The following is a 17,209-nucleotide window of genomic DNA, read 5'->3' on the forward strand; positions in this document are numbered from 1 at the left end:
AACCGGTCAAATGTAGGAGTGAGCCTGCTCGCGATAGCGGTCTGTCAGGCGACAACGATGTTGCATGTGGCGGCCTCATCGCGAGCAGGCTCACTCCTACAGGGACTGCATTTCAACTGACGGAACGCGGTTCAATGTGGGAGCGAGCTTGCTCGCGAAGGCGGCAGGTCAGGCGAAGAAAATCTCCGCCCAAGGCATCACGCCCCGTGGCACTTCTTGAATTTCTTGCCGTTGCCGCATGGGCAAGGGTCGTTGCGGCCGACGTCTTTCAGGGCGTTGCGCACCGGTTCCTGGTGGGCGTGGCCGCAGTTCGGGCCGTGAACATGGCCGTGGTCATGCTCGTGATGATGGTCGTGGTCATGATCGTGGTTGCAGTCAGGGCCATGGACATGAGGTTGCTGGGTCATCGGTGTTGCTCCGGAATTAAATCGGCGGGGATTATCACGCCATTGCGCTCAAGGTGCACGTAGTGGGCGATGAATAAACCGGTTTCCATTTCACCCTGCAAACGATAGGGAATCTGCTGGTTCGGACTTTTCAGCAGTTTCACCACCTCTTTTACCTGCGGCCACAAGTTGGTGCGGATCGGCACTTTGTACGACGCGCTGCTGTTCGGGCCGACGGTGATCCAGTGTTCATACTCGCCTTCAGCCAACTGCATGTCTGCCAGATGAATACGGTATTCGAGGCCGCGCACGGTCAAGTCACTGTCGTTGGGATTGTCGATGCGAAAGTGCAGGATGAATTTCTGTTCGAGCAGTTTGGCGCGCACCACTTCGACTTTCACCAGGTGCACGGCGGGGTCGACGCTGTCATCGCTGAACCACGACGCGCAACCGCCGAGGTTCAGGATCAGCATCAGGGTGAAAACCTGAAATGTGCGCCATTGACTGAGCATCGAGTAAAACTCCCTTTGGCCCCAGTCTAGTCGCCGACGAATCTAAGCGCCGAAATAGCCTGCACAGCACTTCTTGATGTGTTGCAACAAAACACTACCAGAAATTAGGATAATGTTTCGCCGTTCGGGTGATCTGGTTGCAAGCATAGTCGGTTGAAGCCGTGTAGGAGCAGCCGGCACCGCTCGCGTCCTCGGATCGGTCTCAGATAACGTACGTCAGTGCGACATCCACAGCCATCTATGCGACAAGAATGACGAACGGCTATTGACTTTTCAAGATAATTCTTGACATCTGGCAGATTTGTGCTATACTCAGTAATGAGAGGTACAGGTTTTTACCGTCTCCTTTCACCCCTCCGCAACACCAGCAACAACCCAAATTCAAACATTGAGACCGACCCAGTCCGCTGAGGTTGGTTTTCGTGTGGCCGAAGGTTTTCAGAATGCCTTCTGACTCCAGTCACAAGTCTGGGCCAACTACTTGTAGACCAAGGCGCCGAGGCCTTTCAAGACTGCTGACAGGGCAGTCGGTCGAACTCCTTGTCAAACTGGCTTCCTCCCCTTGGGAGTGTCAACGCCGAGACAACTCCGGTGGGCCAAAGAGTTGAGAGGGGTTCCTAGCATTCCCCTCGCCCCAAATTCGCTACACACTCAAGGTGACACTTTGATCGGGTGCGACGCAAACCGTCCCACCCGATTCGTTTACCCGAACTATTTTTCAGTCGCACTCACAACCAAGCATACACACCTACATACCACCTATTTAAAAAGGAGACACGCCCATGGCTGTCGTACTACGAAAATGCATTGTCTGCGAAACCGAGTTTCCGTCAAAGAACATGCGAGCAAGATTCTGCAAATCGACATGTAAGTCGATCCACCACCGAGCAACAAAGCAACCCGCAAAACCAACCGAAGAAACACAAACCACAATAATGAGAGGTAACACCATGAGTGCAACACCAATGCAGTTTGTCTTTTCCGAAACGGAATACCGAGCACGCTGCCAAAACGCAAAAGGCTTCTACGAATCACGAATCGAGAAACCAAGTGCCGGTATCGTCGGTGCAATTGTCGAGTTCACTCCCGGCACTTTGACGGAGGCTTTAGAGGTTTACCATGAGTACCGTAAAGCTGGCTGGCTCCCACTTGATTCAATGGCGGGACTGCCGACTGCAATGCTAATGGAAAGTCCATTGGCTTCATTCGTTACGCTGTATTTGAAAAAGCCCGAACGAGATCAGGAGAGAGACCTTGCCCAGCTCTGTAAGCAAGTGAGGGCGGATTACGAGGCAGAACTTGAAGCAGCATTGAATGCTGAGATTGATCGTCAAGTTGCGCTGTCACTTGCCAAGGATGAGCGTGATCGTCAGCAGGCCGAACAAAAACAACGCTTGAGCCGTGAGCAAGAAGTTCGTGATGAACTCGCCTCTTCCCGTGCAAAGCTTCGTGACCAACTAATCCAGTCTGGCCGCTTGACTGCCGAAGGTAACGCAAAATGACAATCGACGGAACAACACGCATTTTGTTAGAGCGCTACGATCCAACTAATCCACTTCTGCAAGAGCCTCTACAAGCTCCTGTAAGTGCTTCTAGCGATGAGTCGGTACATACTCACAAGCAAGCCAACAAAGCGTCTCCTACAGCCTTTCAGGAGGTCGCATACAAGTCTGCAAGTGGTTGCACTGGGGTGATGACTGTGGTGTTGGATTCAACCAAGCATGACGACGCTACGATCACCAAGGCTTGCGCTGAGTTTAACAAAATGCATCCCGAGCAGATGAGTAACAGCTACCAACTCCCATGCACCCACGCGGGCATCCAAGCCGGAAGCTGGGTGTTTATCGAATACCCAGAAGGACAATAATGGATCAAACAAGTAACACCGTTGCACGGCTGAATAAAGCCTCCCACCAGTACCACGCAATTTTCGCAGTACACGATGCCACAGTCATCAGCACTAGAGACTTCGTGTCACAGTTCAGCGACTTCGCTAATCGTTGGCACGGGCACACAGTAAAAGTTACATATAAATGGATTCGCCATGAGAGCGGGGCGTTGTTCTTTACAATCACCGGAAGTCGCTCGGTTTTGAGTGCGTTTGCAGCATACCTCGACCATCGGGGAGTTGTATTTCATGTTGAGCATTACGGACATCGACATTCTGAGTTTGAACGAGATGTCGCGCTACTGTTTCACCCTGTTCATGGCCGTCATGGACGAGGGAGTAGCCGCTCATGAGTGTTCAAGACGAAATTGCACGCCTAACCGGTAAGCTGGTATTTGAAGTCTCAAGCGCGCCGCTGACTAAGTTTCTCGGAATGCTCAAGACCGCTGAAACTGCTATGGCACGTGTTGGAAAAGAAGCCCAGCAACTACAGGCTCAGTTGAATAAGACTTTCGGAGTATCCGGTAAGGGCCTGGGATCGGAGCGAATTAAGCTCAATGCCGAGATCCGTAGATCATTGGACAAAGAACTCGCCACTGAAACTAAGTTGTCCAAGCTTCGCCGTCAACAGTTTACTGAGGGATTGGCTCAACAACGTTTGATTGCAGCAGGCACTAAACAGGAGGCTTGGCTACAAACCAACTCACTAAGATCCCAGCAACAGGCGGCAGTTCTCCTTAGTAAGCAACATAAGGCGCAGCAAGAGTCCCTAAAGGTTGAACTTGGCAAAGCGAAGTTGAATGCAACTGCTGAGCAGTCAGCTCTTCGCCAAGCACGTTTGCAAGACATTCTGCAAAAGAGACAAGCCCGCACTGTGCAGCTCCAACAGAAAGCGGCTCTACACCAGACAACACTGCAAAGAGCTGAGGCGGGGCTTGCTTCTGCCCGTGAGCGCGGTATCAGGCAGGCAGAGAGATATCAGGCATCCAAAGCAGCGGCTGCTGTACGTGAAGCCCGAGCAGCGGTTAAGCACGACCAATCAAGCCAGCGATTCGCCTTTGCGGCTGAGCGCCACGAGGCTTGGAAGGCCCGCCAAAGTGAGCCTAAGCCCTTTAGTCTCGGTGGTATGGCTGTTGGGCTGTCAGCGGTCACAGCCGCTCTATACGGCGTTGTACGCGGTGTGACTTACTTGGGTGAGCGCATCGCGCAGCGTCAAGAGTCCGCAAGTGGAGCGGAGCAGTTCAATACCGCGCTCCAAAGTGCCGGTGGTAAGAACATCCACAACCAACAGTTTGCTCGTGATCAGTTTGTCGATATCTCTAACAAGTACGGTCAGGAAGTGTCAGTAGAGACTGCCAAGTCCTTTGCACTGTTCATCCAAGGACAATTGGCACTTGGTAAAACTCTGACTCAAGCCACCAAAATGTTCGAAGATCAGTCTGCGACTTTCCGTGCCGCTGCTCTCGATAAGGAAGCTCAGAAGCGCGCTGCTTACCAGCTCAACCAGATCCGTGCAAAAGGAAAGCCGGAAGGCTCCGATGTAAACGATTTGTTCGATGCTGTTGGTGGTGTAGTGGCTGCCTCTATTCGTCAAGCTGCCGCAACACGTCTCAACTTCAAAGGCAAAGTTGAAGAGCAAGCAGGATGGTTCAAGAAATCTGTAACCGATGGAAAGATTAAAGCTGCTGACTTTGATCAGGGTATGACCAACTTCCTGCAATCGAACTTGGATCTTCTCGCAAGACAGATGAACTCCATTGCAGCGAATCAACAGCGTTCAGAAAACCAAGCCTATCTGAATGACAACACAGTCAACACTAATGCTGAGCTGAAGGCAGTGATTCTGGATCGAATCAAAGCAGAGAATGAATTGAATACGGCAATGCAGCCTTTGAAGAACACGCTAATGGAGTTCGACCAAGGATTGACCAAGTTCAACACCTCGTTGATTCGCATGCTAATCGGACACGATGCAAACGGTAATGCTGTTCCAACTGCCATGCAGAAAGATCCAAATGCTCTACCGGGTACAGTTGGTGCAGCACTTGGCCCAAGATTGAAGCCAGAATCACCAAATGAACAAGCAAGTTTGGATGATCGTGCAAGACCGGGATTGTTGAATGGTCTTCGGCGTTTGTTCACTGGTGCATCTCTTGCAGATGATCAATCAGCAGCGAAGGACAATAGAGAGCGTTGGGCTGGCGGACATATCAACCCAGTTCAACGCGAGAGTTTCGATGTATTCCGCATTGGTTCTCCCGATATTGGCAAAGATTCTGAGAATGTGGCTGACGGTAAACTTCGCCAGTTCCGTATGCCCGAACCGCTCACTGCGAAAGACATCATGGTCGCGTCTGAGCAACAACGTAAACAAACGTTGCTGCCAAGTGACTGGTTGTTGCCATCTGACCCTAATAGCGGCGTGATCAATAAGCCAACTGGCAACGTTGATCAATCAATGCATACAGACATCAAAGTGGACGTGACCGTCAATGCTCTTGATCCGAATGGCAGAGAGCTTGGTAACGCTATCGGTGATGCTGTGTCTGAAAAGGTTGATGAAAAACTTAGCCAGATGCTGAGAACGGCGCGAGCGTCACAGACCGAGGTCGAATAATGAACAAAATCATTCGCACTATTGCATTGGGTTTCGTAGTACAGATTGCTGTTGCAACAGGCTTAACGGTCTGGCTCTTCAATCACAACAACGATATGGCGTTACAGTATTCCCAATTGGCAGAGCGTAACGCCAACGCTTACACCGATGAGGCACTACGTTTGCGATATAACCAACTCCAGTTGGAACGCTCGCAAGAACGTGAAAGCCTTCACACATGGATTGATAAGCGGATCGACTTGAAGCTTTCTCAACTCCCCAAGGAACACAAACAATGAAACAAATCTTCACTAACGCAGCGGAGGCAATGAGAGTTGCCTTCGAACTGTCCAAACTACTGAGGCGTCCAGTATGGCGCCATATGGGCGTAGATAAGCGCGGAACTACAGTCTGGGTCGTATCGTTAGATAGCGATCCTCATCACGCACTACAGGAGCTTACAGCATGAGTCGCGGACTACGTAACCAGCGTACTTGCCATTGCAGAAACTGCGGTAATGGTTTTCTAACTTTCAAAGCCACAGCGTTCTGTGGTTCGGCTTGCCGACATTCATACGTTGCCATTCATGGCACCAACAGACTAGAAGCAGGAGCGTACCTAGATGGCGCTAGCAGCACCGGTAAGAACATCCAATAAAAGAGACACACGTAAGACATGCACCGTTTGTAGAGCAAAGTTTCTCCCTGTACACCGGAACACGCTGACATGCAGTGATGACTGCAAACGAGCAAGACGTAATAAGTCTGTCAGGGTAGTGAGCCGCAAGAAACGTAAGCCTAAACCGTTCCCCGTCAGCAACGTATTCGTTCAACTTCTACTCCGTCACGCCAAACAAGCTGGTACGGTGCAGATTGTTCAATACATTACCGCTGAGGAATTGCTAGAACTTCTGGGGATGCACAAGCTGCAAATGACTACCAACGGTGCGGCGTCTAGACCGTTCGCCGACTATCACTTCTGTCACGTCTATCCAGCGCACGGAATGCCCCACATCGGCAAGTTCACGCCCCAGAACCTTGTCCTTGGCAACGGCACGTTGAACCGGAAGCACGGTAACCGTTACTTCGGTGGTGGGGACTTCATCAGTCCGGCACACAAGACGAATCGCTACGATGTGCAGAGCTGGATGTCTGACGCTGAGATCGTAAAGCTCATGATTGAGTGCATCGGTCAGCAGGAGTGGGAAGCCTTCAACAAGGTAGCCAAGCTACAGCCGAGTACGAAGCAGTCCTACATAGACCTGTTGACGCCTCTTCTGAGCCGCGACGACCCAGCGCACCGTCAGTACCTGAAAGTCTTCGATGAGCCACGTTCAACGGCGAATGAACTACGTGCAGTGCTTGAATCACTGACTGAGAAGAAAGTGTTCATGTTTGGATATCGTGGATACAAGTCACCCATGGACTTGACGCTCTCGGAATTTGGCCGTGTCGTGCAGTACCGTCCAGACCTTGCCCCGGTGTTAGAGGCGCTGGAACAGATTGAACAGACAGCTCGGTACTTCACCCATGACAGCTTTGTCATAGACGATGTCGAAGGGTTCTTCTTTGACATTCTGCACGGTATCGAAGTAACGGATACGGTGCTGGTAGAGCTGGCGGATATCGTTGTTGAGGCACTGACAATCTCAACAGCCAAGATGAAGAACTTCGACAAGGTGGATGTCTATGATCCGTTTGCACCAGAACAGATTGAGGCTCGTAGTCAAAGAATGTCTCAACGTGCTGCGTAACCCAAGCCCTGCCAGAGATGGTGGGGCTTTCTTTTTCGCGGGGAAAAGTCCGCACACCACACCCATTGCTCTAGTTTTACATGTCGTCAAAAGTTGATCCCATTCACCCAGAACCGTTGAGTTAGACGCTCGCAACGGGTCAAATTCGTGGGTAAGAAACACCGCCCCCAAGCTAGTTCTAGAGCACTGAGATTGCGCCATAGCGTAGCTATAATGATTATCCCCATCTGGCGAGGCCAGTGATTGACCCCGGCGTATCAGGTAGTCCCATCGTCTGAATAATCATTATTCGAGTTCGGCAATAATAACTATATCAACACAACTATGTCACCAGTTGATCATAAGTAACGGTTTGGGTGTTGACATAGTTACTATAGCCGAGCAGCTTGTTTGAAAAATAAGTTTGCAGACTTTCGGAACTGGGTATAAGGTCTGTTCAAACCGCCAAAACGCCCAACCAAGAGATAATTGATATGCAAACTCACGTGCTGCTTTCGTTTGACTTGAAACAGAACACTGATACAGAACATCGCAAACTATTCGATCAGCACTTAGAGACTCACGGATGGAGGGACTGCACAGATGTCAGCAGCACCAAGACCAAAGTGTTGAAGAGTGGGGATGTGGAAGAGCTTAAGGTGGCTGCATTAGTAGAGATCTACGAAGCCGCACTCCACGCACGCATCAAAGAAATTTCATTTGTTGTGCAATGTGGCAACTTAGAGCCGGTGAGCAAAACGTTTCTAAATCCCAAGCTCAAAATGACGCTCAGCGAGCGCCTTGGTCTTATGTCGTAAAACCTCGGCCATATCTCGAAACAACCGGGGCGAATCCCCCCTAAAACCCTGCGTGCAGCTGTTCCTATCAGGAATATTGCATTGATAGGGCAAGGCTATAAGCCAGTGTTTACGCGGGGTCTGGTGAAAGTGGTCAAGCTCGCTCCGGTGAGAACGCTTCAATCCGAGGTTTCTACGCCAAAACGGCAGTTTTGAGCCGGAAACACCGATTTCTGCAAAAGCACGCTCTCCAATCTCAGCCTACCAATGGCTGAGCTACGATTCCTGCACCACCTCTCAAGGACGACCACCAATGACCTCCCAAAATCAGACTGTTGCAATGGCTGACGCGCTGACGCTGATCCTCAACCAGCAACACGCTCTCGCCGCCGCACTGGAAGAAATCAGCCAATGGGTTATTAGCCAAGGAGGACACTTTGCCGCTGGCAACGCCCTAGCGGCGCTCGAAGGATTGGATTTGCACGCCAAGGCTCTGACCGATGCAATCAACACGGTGCGGGGAGGGTAGTAACCTGCGCTCTAATTAACAGAATACAATTGTGTAAATTAGCCAGACCTTTAAAATCCTTGCCTTGGCTCTGCCTACCGTGCTCTAATTAACACATCGCCATCCACTGAGCAGGGTGTTAACTAGAATGAATATCGTTGAGGCGGTAAAAACAGAAGGTGAGGCTAGGACAGTTAGCCGCAAGCTCACCTTGAACGCCAAGGGCAACACCCTGTATGCGGACATCTGGGAGTTCGGTATCAACACCGCACTCCGTATTAGCGATTTGCTCACGCTCACCTTTGAGGATGTGCAAGGTGACAAGCTGGTGATCAAGGAAGCGAAGACAGGCAAGACCCGCCAAATCGATTTGAACAGTGGCGCCAAGGCGACCATTGCCCGTCGTCGTCAGGCCTACCCTGATCACATTTTCCTGTTTCAAGTGAACAGCAACAGAGCCAAGGGCAAGGCCGTAAGCCGGGTAGCTGTAGCCACTGCGTTCAAGGCTGTAGGTGATGAGATGAGTATCCAGCTTGGCACGCACTCAATGCGGAAGACACGCGGCTGGCTCATGTACAGCGCAGGTAAGGGAATCGAACTGATTTGTAGGGTGCTGAATCACAGCAGTCCTGCTGTCACCATGGCCTACATCGGTATCACTCAAGCCGAGGTTGATGCCACTTACCACGAGTTCGTGTTCTAACCATTGCAAGACTGCACCCAAGCCCGCCTTGAGCGGGCTTTGCTGTCTATGTCAGCTCGCATCGTCTCTAGGATTGCGTGCCTTAGACGGCGTCTGAGAGCGCTACTGGGCGTCAGGTTATTTCTACTTTTCCAGCGTTTAGATAAGCCCCTATCGCACACCGCTTAACAGCGCAGGCAAGACTGAGCCAACATTATTTTTCAGACGGAAACGCAGAAGCTGAGCGAGAGTGCTCAGTGAATTTTGGCGGGGTCTTGGTTCTGGAAATGTCGCGGGTAGGGCCACCAAATCAGCGCAAGCTTGGTGGCTTAACGCTACGCCTTAACGAGGCGGACTACGGTGGTGGTGACAGACGTCCTCCCACTCGCCGAAACGAAACCGGCGATATTGACGGACAGGGACGGTTTTCTTGCCTACATTACTAAGGTCAAAGCTATCCATAATGGACATTCCTCTATGTGCGTACAGGTTGATCGCACACATCAAGATCCGGAATGACCACCGATCACACACCGATTGACGTAGTGGCATCAATTCGGTTAAATGGCGTCCTTCTCTTGACGGTGCTAACGCAGGTCGAAGAGGCGAGCAGTTGTGTCTGTCCTGAGAAAACGTGACATAGCTGCTCGTGAACTTTTTCAACAGAGCTGCCCCAATGGGCGGCTTTTTTGCGTCTGCTGAATTGTAATCGTATTTTCGATTGCACCGCAAGGCTTCTGAGGTGCTTTATACGCATCTTTCGTAATTAGTCGCCCACCGACCCCTCATAACTATGTCAAAGCGCGTCTGAGGGCCTCTTAGGGGCCTAAATGGGCCATTAATTACGATCTCCGTTGCTCTTTTGAGACGAAGCGATCCTCTCCGATTAAAGAGCGTTCTCACAAAATGAGAGTCAGAGGAGGCGTAAACCCCAGCATGTAGGGTTTCGTAGGGAGGCGACCACAAGATAATGTGTTTTTGGTGGGTGTTGCAATGTACTGCCTGTGGATAACTCGGTGTAACGAAAGTGAGAATGCAGTCAATCCGCTGACGTTAGTCCTTTGTCACTGATTTCTGGACGTACATCTTTTTTTGCGCAACCGAACCCTTTCACAAAAATCCTTCTATATAGAGGGCGCGATCAGTGCTCGTTTCGATGGGCGGAAATGCTCACTTCTTTTCGGGATGTGGGGCTTTCACGTCACACGTTGAACCTGGCCCTTCAATGTTGCCCGCTTGAGTGCGGTGAGACTTTGGTGACGGGGACGCCCGGTTGAAGTAATTCGGCTACGGTGGTTACCAGTCCTTCAATCGACCAAGGCTTCTGTAGAAATCGCGTATCCGCAGGAAGATTGAGAAATTCAGCCGTCCAGCCGCTAGTGATGATTGCCGGGATCGCAGGCCACTTGACCCCAATCATGTCTACCAGCTCCGCTCCTTGAATCTGCCCCGGCAACCCGTGATCAACAATTACGAGAGCGCATTTGGCATGCGACTGCAAAAGGTAAACAAGGGCGTCGTCTGCATTGGTGAACGCTACGCACTTGGCGCCGATTTCACTCAGGATGTCTGCCGTGAGTTCACACAGCGTGACCTCGTCTTCGACAACTATGATTTCACCATCGATGGGCAATACGCCGTCGAAAATAACTTCCATGCGTAACCGGCTCGGCTCAGTTGTGATCTTCGGAGTCTTTCACCTTTGGTGCGCTTGGTCTACGGCTTGCGATTGAGGTGGTCGCCGTAGCTGTACCCCAGCGTCGGTTTCGTTTTCCTGTCAGCTTCGTAGAACTGGCTCAGGCGCAGGCTTATCCGTTTGTGTTCAACCTTGAGTGCAGCCAGCTCCTTGCTCAGCGTCTGGTGCATGACGATCATCCCGCCGATGGTTTGATGGGCGCGGCGTAGGTCACGCCGGGTCACCTCAAGTTCTGAGTTCAGCAAATCACACTCGTGACGGAGCATGTCCTCAATGGTGGGCATCCCCAGCTCAAACCCAGAATCATCGATCAAATCGTTTTCCATCGCACACACCAGATCCAAATCAAATACTGTATGTGCGTACAGTATCGTTTCGAGTGCGAGAGCATCAAGGAGGGCAAGACAGATGGTGTGGCTTATGCTTCAATCGTCTTAGAATTACAGTTGTAATGCTATGGTGGAATAGAGTCGCATTATAAAAGGCGAAGCCCAGCTCTTGATTTTGCCCTTCACGTTGTCAGCGGGAGCTGACGTGTAATCCCCTGTGACCTTCGGTCACGAGTAACCCCTGACAGCGTTCGCTGTCGTTTCTGCACCCAAGATAAGATCAAGGGCAAAAGCTGAGTTGTGTAGATGGTGTATCTGGTCGAGGTGAACCCTTTCCGTTGAGGTGTTCCCGCTGCTGAGTAAGTCATGACCTACGGTCGAGGGTGATCCCCGTCAGCGGAGCTGACGTTTCAGTTCTGGTGCGGCTGGTACTTTGATTTCCTTTATCCAGTGCTTCGCTGCCCGCTGCCAGTTTGGCGAATCCCCGTGCAGCTTTTGCAGTTCGTCAAACGCTTCCGATGCACTGTCGATTCGTATCTTCTTGTTCCTGTGGGTGATAGCGCCAATGATTGACGGCTCTGATCCATCAGCCGCAGTCACACTGATCAAATACGTTTCATTACAGCGTCCGTTCTTCCGAACAAAGATTTTCGTGCCTAGCCGTTTAGTCAGGTTGTTCGCTGCTGCACGTCCTTCGAATGATGTTACGTCTAGCTTCTCGAAAAAGTCGGATTTGCTCACCACTCGGTCAACCGCCATTTGCTGACGAAGTGTGTCTTTCTCTACGTCAACGGCTGCGAGTTGGCTTTCCAGCTCATGCAGCAGTTTCGCCGTTGTCCTGCTTGGATATTCGTTATGTGCATCCTCAGCGGCTGCAAACTTGGCTCGCAGTTCTTCACCACGACCCTCCGCAACGTCCAGCTTCTTACGTATGGCCCCTGAACTGCCTTGAACAAGGCTCAATGAATCCAGCTTTGCGAGGATTTCCCTGAATACAGTTTCGGTGCGCGTGGCGCTGACAACTCCCGCGCTGCACATTCCACGGATGCTATGGCTGCACTTGTAATACTTATGGCCTCTCTGGCTTTGCAGGTGCATGGCAGCCCCGCAATTGAAGCAAAAGAAGATGCCTGCCATTACGTTGAAGTTGGTCGTCTGTTTCGTGATCTTGTGCAGCCGCCGGGAGCCTCGTGCAGCCTGTGCCCGGTAGAAGGTTTCTTCATCGACCGCAGCCGGGAAGAAGCCCTTGATGGGTTCGCCGTCTGGCGTCCTGACGCCGTCGATGAAGATGTGGGGCTGATACTCGCCCAGTGTGGTGCGGCTATCTAGGATGTGGCGAACGGTGCTGAATCCCCAGAGGCCAGAGAAGTTCTTTCGCCCCGCAGAGAACGCCGGTATGCCTTCCTGATTTAGCGTGGCTGCAATGTTGCGTGATCCATGTCCTTGCGTTGAGAGATCGAAGATCCGTCGCACCACTTGAGCGTGGTCAGGGTTGAGGGTGTAACCCTCCGGGGTGACATCCAGCCAAAGCGGCCTGAGCTTTCCTAGCGGCTTGCCTGTGGCACGAGCATCAGCCTGTTTCTTCCGCCACGCAGATGAGACCCGGCTCCCTTTGGTGGCGCTTTCTTCGTGCGCCCTAGACATGCTGATGATCGAAATGATCAGGTCAATTTCGTTGTATTCACGGGTATACAGACGCTTGTCCGTGCTGGTGTAAACGTTGATTCCCTTGGCGAGTAGATCGAGGAAGCGGGGTAGGGCGTCCCGCACCTTTTCACGTGAAAGACGATCCAGTGACTCAACCACCAAGAAGCTACCGGGCGGAATGGTGCCGTCGTCTACGAAGGCGAGGAATCGCGCCAACTCGCCTGTGTCGTCTAGATGTTTTCCCTTGTAGGCGGAACGACCACGGTCGAAGAACAGATATTCAGTTGGGTCTGCGAGTTGAAGTCCGCGCTCTACAGCAAACTCCTTCGCGGCTCTCATCTGGCGGGCTTCACTATCTCCCGCTGACTGCTTCGCGCTACTAAATCTGATGTACGAGAAAACCTTGGACATCGTGCTACCTACTGATTCAATTTCCTTGTAGGTAGTTGTAGCAGCATTTCTTGAACTTCTGCCCGCTGGCGCACGGGCAACTGTCATTGCGCCCCAGCTTCAATTGCACTGTCGGGTCGATGAAGTACCAGCGGCCGGAGTTCTGCACGAACGAAGAACGCTCGCGATGGCTGTGCTCGCCCTGATCGTCGTGCCAGCGTGCGGTGAAGGTGACGAAGGCGTGTTCCGGCTGACCGCCGAAGACTTCCGAGCTTTCCACCTCAAGACCGAGCCAGGTGCTCTGCGCGCTCCAGTTGCTGATCGACTGCCGATCCAGACCCGCTTGCTGGGCGGGCAGGGTGGTCGCCACCAGATAGTCGATCAGGCCCAAGACATACGCGCTGTAGCGCGAACGCATCAAGGCTTCGGCGCACGGTGCCGGATGGCCGTCGTGATAGTGACCGCAGCAGGCATCCAGCAGATTGCCGCTGCCGCAAGGGCAAATGGCTGTACTCATTGCATTACCACCAGTATTTCCCGAAGTTTTCCGGATTGGCCCAGAACCTTGAGTTGAGCCAGTCGGGGACTTGTTTGTAGTCAAGCAGATCGTAGGTGAACAGGGTCAACACTTGATCATCGCGCTGGAAACGCTCACTGGCTTGCAATGCCAGCGAATAAAAGTCGGTTTCCTGCCAACCGCTGGCCGCCAAATCCGCCAGCACGGCGATGCGGCTGGCGTTGAGATTGCGGATGCCGCCCAACAGATTCAGGCCATCGCGCTTGGGCAAATGTTCCAGACAATCGACCACCAGCGCCAGGTCGAAACGTCGCGCGGCCAGCTCGGCGGGTAACGCGCCCGGTGCGGCATGCGCGACGACGGTGTCCGGATGCGCCTGTTTAAAGGCACTCAACGCCGGAAACTCGCTGGCGCCGATCAGCAGCAAGCGCGCGGGGGCATAACGATCCAGTAAAGCAGCCAACGCCTGCTGTGGCGTGCGCGAAGAAATGGCGACGTTCATCGAAGCTCCTCAATCAGATCGCCAAGACTAGCGCGCTCCACCACCGGAGCCTAGCGCGCTGTCTCGCGGGTTTGCGGCAAAAGCACCAAAGTCCTGTGAACACGGTCGCAAACAGCGGTGGCCTATTGCTGGCGGAGATTAAAACTCCGGTCTTTACTCCCTGAATCGGTTCTAAGCCGATCCCTCAGGAGAAAACCAGATGAGCATAGTTCGGACAGCATTACCTTTGATTCTGCTAACCAGTGTGTTGACTGGTTGCGCAGGTTTGCAGAAAACCGACTGGCCGACCTGTGCGGCGGTCGGTGGCGTGGTCGGCGCCGGTCTCGGTGCCACCGAAAGTTCGGCATGGGCCGGCTATGGCGCGTTGCTGGTCGGTGGTACGGCAGCGGCTTATTGCTGGGTGCACGGTGATGGCGACGAAGACGGCGATGGTGTGCCGGACAGTCGCGACAAGTGCCCGCACACGCCTAAAGGCGTGCAAGTCGACGCTGACGGTTGCCCACCACCAGCGCCTGCACCCGTGGTCGAAGAAGCTGTAGTGGTCAAGGAAGAAACCATTGTTATCCGTGATGTGCACTTCCAGTTCGACAAAGCCACGCTGACCGGCCCTGATAAACAGGTTCTCGACAAGGTCGCCACGCGCCTGAAACAGGAATCCTCGACTGCACAACTGACCGTGACCGGTCATACCGACAGCGTGGGCAGCGATGCCTACAACAAAAAACTGTCGGATCGTCGTGCGCACTCGGTGGTGGAATACCTGATCCAGCAGGGTGTGCCACGCGCCAGCTTCGTTTCGGTGTCCGGTCTGGGTGAAAGCCAGCCTGTTGCCGACAACAAAACCGCTGACGGTCGCGCGCAAAACCGCCGTACTGAAATCAAAATCGTCCGCTAAACCTCTCGCATCCGCGGCTTGTGCAGTCGCGGATGCGGGTCTTTACTCCTGTGTAACCGGTATGGGCCGGTGACACAGGAGCTTTCACAATGACTGTTTTCTCAAGGTCCGTCTTGCCGGTGCTACTGCTAGGCAGCTTGCTCACCGGTTGCGCCACCCACAGCGATGGCACTGCACCCCTCAATCAACGTACGTGGCCGATCTGCAGCCTTATCGGCGGGCTGGTCGGTGGCGGTCTCGGCGCCATTGAAAGTGGCGGCTGGGCCGGTGGCGGCGCAGCGCTGGGAATTCTGACCGGCGGACTGATCTGTTATGCCCAGGACGGCGATGAAGACGGCGACGGCGTGTTCGACCGCCGCGACCGTTGCCCGGACACCCCGGAAAACACCCCGGTCGATCACCGTGGTTGCCCGTTGCCGCAATACCCGGTCACCGAAAAAGTGCCGGAGCCTGCGCCGCAAACTGAAGTCATCACCTTGAGCGATGCCGGCAACGTGCTGTTCGACTTCGACAAATCCGACCTGACGCCAGCGGCGAAAGCCCAGCTCGATACGCTGATGGATAAATTGCGCAATGCCGATGTGGTCAGCATCAAGGTCATCGGCCATACCGACAGCAAAGGTTCCGATGCCTACAACCAGGCATTGTCGGAACGACGGGCGAGCAGTGTCGCGGCGTACTTGCTGAGTCAGGGCCTGGCGCCGAACAAACTCACCAGTGAAGGGCGTGGCGAGAGCGAGCCGGTGGCGGATAACGCGACCGACGAAGGCCGCGCGCAAAACCGTCGTGTGGAGTTACACATCAATCGTTAGGACGTGTCTGTAGTGCACGGGCTAGAGCTGCCGGGCGATGATTCTCATCGTCCCGGCAGCCATTTGGCGATCGAGCAAAGTTTTTTCATTTACCCCTCTGGCTTATCCCCCGCAGAAGCCGTTACTGTGCGTCCAAAGAATAATTCGCAACACGGGGGAGCGTATGAAAGTGTTCTGGGGGCTGGGGCGGTTGTTGACCCTGCTGTTCTGCTGCGTGGTACTGGCCAATCAACTGGTGCCGTTCGTACATCCGTTGCATCTGCTGGTCAATCTGGCTGGCGGTCTGTTGTTGCTGATCCATGTGCTCGAATTGCTGCTGTGCAATCGCAGCCTCAAGGGGCGCTCGCACCCTTGGCGTGACCGTGGTCGCATCCTCTTGTTTGGCGTTTTCCACCTGCAATCCATCCCGGCCCCGGCCGCTCCGGAGGCTTCTTCCCATGCGTAAACTTTGCTTGCTCGCTGCATTGATCAGCCCACTGGCCTGTGCCCAAGTGGTCAGTGTTGAAACCAACTCGCTGATGCGTTTGCCCAATACCACCAGTACCTTGCAGCTTGAACGCCTGGACGTGGCCGATTACGGCACCTTGCTGATTCCCGCCAACCTGACCGAATTGACGGTGGGCGAGTTGCGTTTGGGTCATGAAGCGCGCATCGCCATCGTTCCGGCCGAACAGGCGCTGGAGATGAAAGTGGCGCGCGCCGAACTGAGCGAAGGCAGCCAGATCACCGCGCGCGGGGCGCCGGGGACTTATGAAAAAGCCGCCCGTGCAGGGCGTAATCTGAATCTGCAATTCAAGGCATTGAACGCGCCGCAACTGTTGGTCGATGCCCGTGGCGGCACCGGCGCGCCGGGTTTTGTTGGCCTGGATGGCGGTAACGGTGAAGACCCGGGCTGCACCTATGGCTCGGCCGGTCACGGTTTTGATGGCAGTAATGGCAGTGACGGCCAACCGGGTGCACCGGGTGCGCTGGTGCGCCTTGAAGTGCCGCGCGAGTTTCCGGCTGAGCTGATCAAGGTCAATGTGACCGGTGGCAACGGTGGCCCGGCGGGTGTTGGCGGTAAAGCAGGGAAGGGCGGCAAGTCCAAGGGCTGCCTGGTATATCGCGCCGATGGCGGCAAGAACGGCAAGGCCGGGGCGGATGGACAGCCTGGGCCTGTAGGGGCGGCGGGGGCTGTGACGGTGCAGCGCTTGTAAAAGCAGACCCTCACCCCAGCCCTCTCCCGGAGGGAGAGGGGGCCGACCGAGGTGACTCACGCTATCCATCGACCTGAAAAACCGAGTCGATTATGGATTCAGAGCCGATATCTCAAGTCGGCGT

General features: G+C 53.6%; 19 protein-coding genes. 12 read left to right on the forward strand and 7 right to left on the reverse strand.

The annotated features are described in order from the left end of the window. Positions 1-197 precede the first annotated feature (197 nt). A complete protein-coding gene (locus A8O26_RS27905) occupies positions 198-407 on the reverse strand; it encodes an SEC-C metal-binding domain-containing protein (protein WP_064120819.1) in 210 nt (69 codons plus the stop codon). Further along, on the reverse strand, positions 404-898 hold the full coding sequence (locus A8O26_RS27910) for an LEA type 2 family protein (RefSeq protein WP_064120820.1): 495 nt from the start codon (positions 896-898) through the stop codon (positions 404-406). Before A8O26_RS27910 ends, A8O26_RS27905 begins: the two co-directional genes overlap by 4 nt. Before the next feature lie 782 nt (positions 899-1,680). Between A8O26_RS27910 and A8O26_RS27915 the strand changes: the two genes are divergently transcribed. The 8 genes from A8O26_RS27915 (at position 1,681) to A8O26_RS27950 (ending at position 9,122) form a co-directional block, all read left to right on the forward strand. Next, positions 1,681-2,400, forward strand: a complete 720-nt coding sequence (locus A8O26_RS27915; RefSeq protein WP_155740695.1) for a hypothetical protein — start codon at positions 1,681-1,683, stop codon at positions 2,398-2,400. Beyond that, positions 2,397-2,765, forward strand: coding sequence for a hypothetical protein (locus tag A8O26_RS27920; RefSeq protein WP_064120822.1), 369 nt, complete (start codon positions 2,397-2,399; stop codon positions 2,763-2,765). The genes A8O26_RS27915 and A8O26_RS27920 overlap by 4 nt, the downstream gene beginning before the upstream one ends. Positions 2,766-3,135: 370 nt before the next feature. Continuing rightward, positions 3,136-5,403 carry a hypothetical protein gene (locus A8O26_RS27925; RefSeq protein ID WP_064120823.1) on the forward strand — a complete coding sequence of 756 codons (2,268 nt, stop codon included), beginning with the start codon at positions 3,136-3,138 and terminating at the stop codon, positions 5,401-5,403. After that, on the forward strand, positions 5,403-5,681 hold the full coding sequence (locus tag A8O26_RS27930; protein WP_064120824.1) for a hypothetical protein: 279 nt from the start codon (positions 5,403-5,405) through the stop codon (positions 5,679-5,681). The genes A8O26_RS27925 and A8O26_RS27930 overlap by 1 nt, the downstream gene beginning before the upstream one ends. A gap of 476 nt (positions 5,682-6,157) precedes the next feature. Next, on the forward strand, positions 6,158-7,135 hold the full coding sequence (locus A8O26_RS27935; protein ID WP_064120825.1) for a hypothetical protein: 978 nt from the start codon (positions 6,158-6,160) through the stop codon (positions 7,133-7,135). Between the two features lie 473 nt (positions 7,136-7,608). Next, complete coding sequence (locus A8O26_RS27940) at positions 7,609-7,932, forward strand: hypothetical protein (RefSeq protein WP_064120826.1); 324 nt, start codon at positions 7,609-7,611, stop codon at positions 7,930-7,932. Positions 7,933-8,224: 292 nt separating this feature from the next. Continuing rightward, positions 8,225-8,440 carry a hypothetical protein gene (locus A8O26_RS27945; RefSeq protein ID WP_064120827.1) on the forward strand — a complete coding sequence of 72 codons (216 nt, stop codon included), beginning with the start codon at positions 8,225-8,227 and terminating at the stop codon, positions 8,438-8,440. A gap of 127 nt (positions 8,441-8,567) precedes the next feature. Continuing rightward, positions 8,568-9,122 (forward strand): tyrosine-type recombinase/integrase, encoded by a 555-nt coding sequence (locus A8O26_RS27950; RefSeq protein ID WP_064120828.1) that lies wholly within the window; start codon positions 8,568-8,570, stop codon positions 9,120-9,122. A gap of 1,201 nt (positions 9,123-10,323) precedes the next feature. On the opposite strand, the gene A8O26_RS27955 is transcribed toward A8O26_RS27950, so the two are convergent. The 5 genes from A8O26_RS27955 to A8O26_RS27975 form a co-directional block, all read right to left on the reverse strand. Beyond that, positions 10,324-10,758 (reverse strand): response regulator, encoded by a 435-nt coding sequence (locus A8O26_RS27955; protein ID WP_064120829.1) that lies wholly within the window; start codon positions 10,756-10,758, stop codon positions 10,324-10,326. A 59-nt stretch (positions 10,759-10,817) separates the two neighbouring features. After that, positions 10,818-11,123, reverse strand: a complete 306-nt coding sequence (locus A8O26_RS27960) for a hypothetical protein (protein ID WP_064120830.1) — start codon at positions 11,121-11,123, stop codon at positions 10,818-10,820. Between the two features lie 396 nt (positions 11,124-11,519). Continuing rightward, positions 11,520-13,184, reverse strand: coding sequence for a recombinase family protein (locus A8O26_RS29610; protein WP_081265270.1), 1,665 nt, complete (start codon positions 13,182-13,184; stop codon positions 11,520-11,522). Positions 13,185-13,200: 16 nt separating this feature from the next. Further along, positions 13,201-13,680: a YchJ family protein gene (locus A8O26_RS27970; protein WP_064120831.1), complete on the reverse strand. Its 480-nt coding sequence runs from the start codon at positions 13,678-13,680 to the stop codon at positions 13,201-13,203. A 4-nt stretch (positions 13,681-13,684) separates the two neighbouring features. Then, positions 13,685-14,182: a DUF6231 family protein gene (locus A8O26_RS27975; RefSeq protein WP_064120832.1), complete on the reverse strand. Its 498-nt coding sequence runs from the start codon at positions 14,180-14,182 to the stop codon at positions 13,685-13,687. 199 nt (positions 14,183-14,381) lie between these two features. Between A8O26_RS27975 and A8O26_RS27980 the strand changes: the two genes are divergently transcribed. From A8O26_RS27980 to A8O26_RS27995, 4 genes are all read left to right on the forward strand, one after another. Beyond that, positions 14,382-15,077 carry an OmpA family protein gene (locus A8O26_RS27980; protein ID WP_064120833.1) on the forward strand — a complete coding sequence of 232 codons (696 nt, stop codon included), beginning with the start codon at positions 14,382-14,384 and terminating at the stop codon, positions 15,075-15,077. Positions 15,078-15,166: 89 nt separating this feature from the next. Next, a complete protein-coding gene (locus tag A8O26_RS27985) occupies positions 15,167-15,889 on the forward strand; it encodes an OmpA family protein (protein WP_007918595.1) in 723 nt (240 codons plus the stop codon). 163 nt (positions 15,890-16,052) lie between these two features. Then, positions 16,053-16,334, forward strand: coding sequence for a DUF1145 domain-containing protein (locus A8O26_RS27990; RefSeq protein ID WP_064120834.1), 282 nt, complete (start codon positions 16,053-16,055; stop codon positions 16,332-16,334). Continuing rightward, entirely contained in the window at positions 16,327-17,085 is a 759-nt protein-coding gene (locus A8O26_RS27995; RefSeq protein ID WP_064120835.1) for a collagen-like protein, read from the forward strand. Before A8O26_RS27990 ends, A8O26_RS27995 begins: the two co-directional genes overlap by 8 nt. The last annotated feature ends 124 nt before the right edge of the window (positions 17,086-17,209 follow it).

It is taken from the genome of Pseudomonas fluorescens (genome assembly GCF_001648775.1).
GTDB lineage: Bacteria > Pseudomonadota > Gammaproteobacteria > Pseudomonadales > Pseudomonadaceae > Aquipseudomonas > Aquipseudomonas fluorescens_M.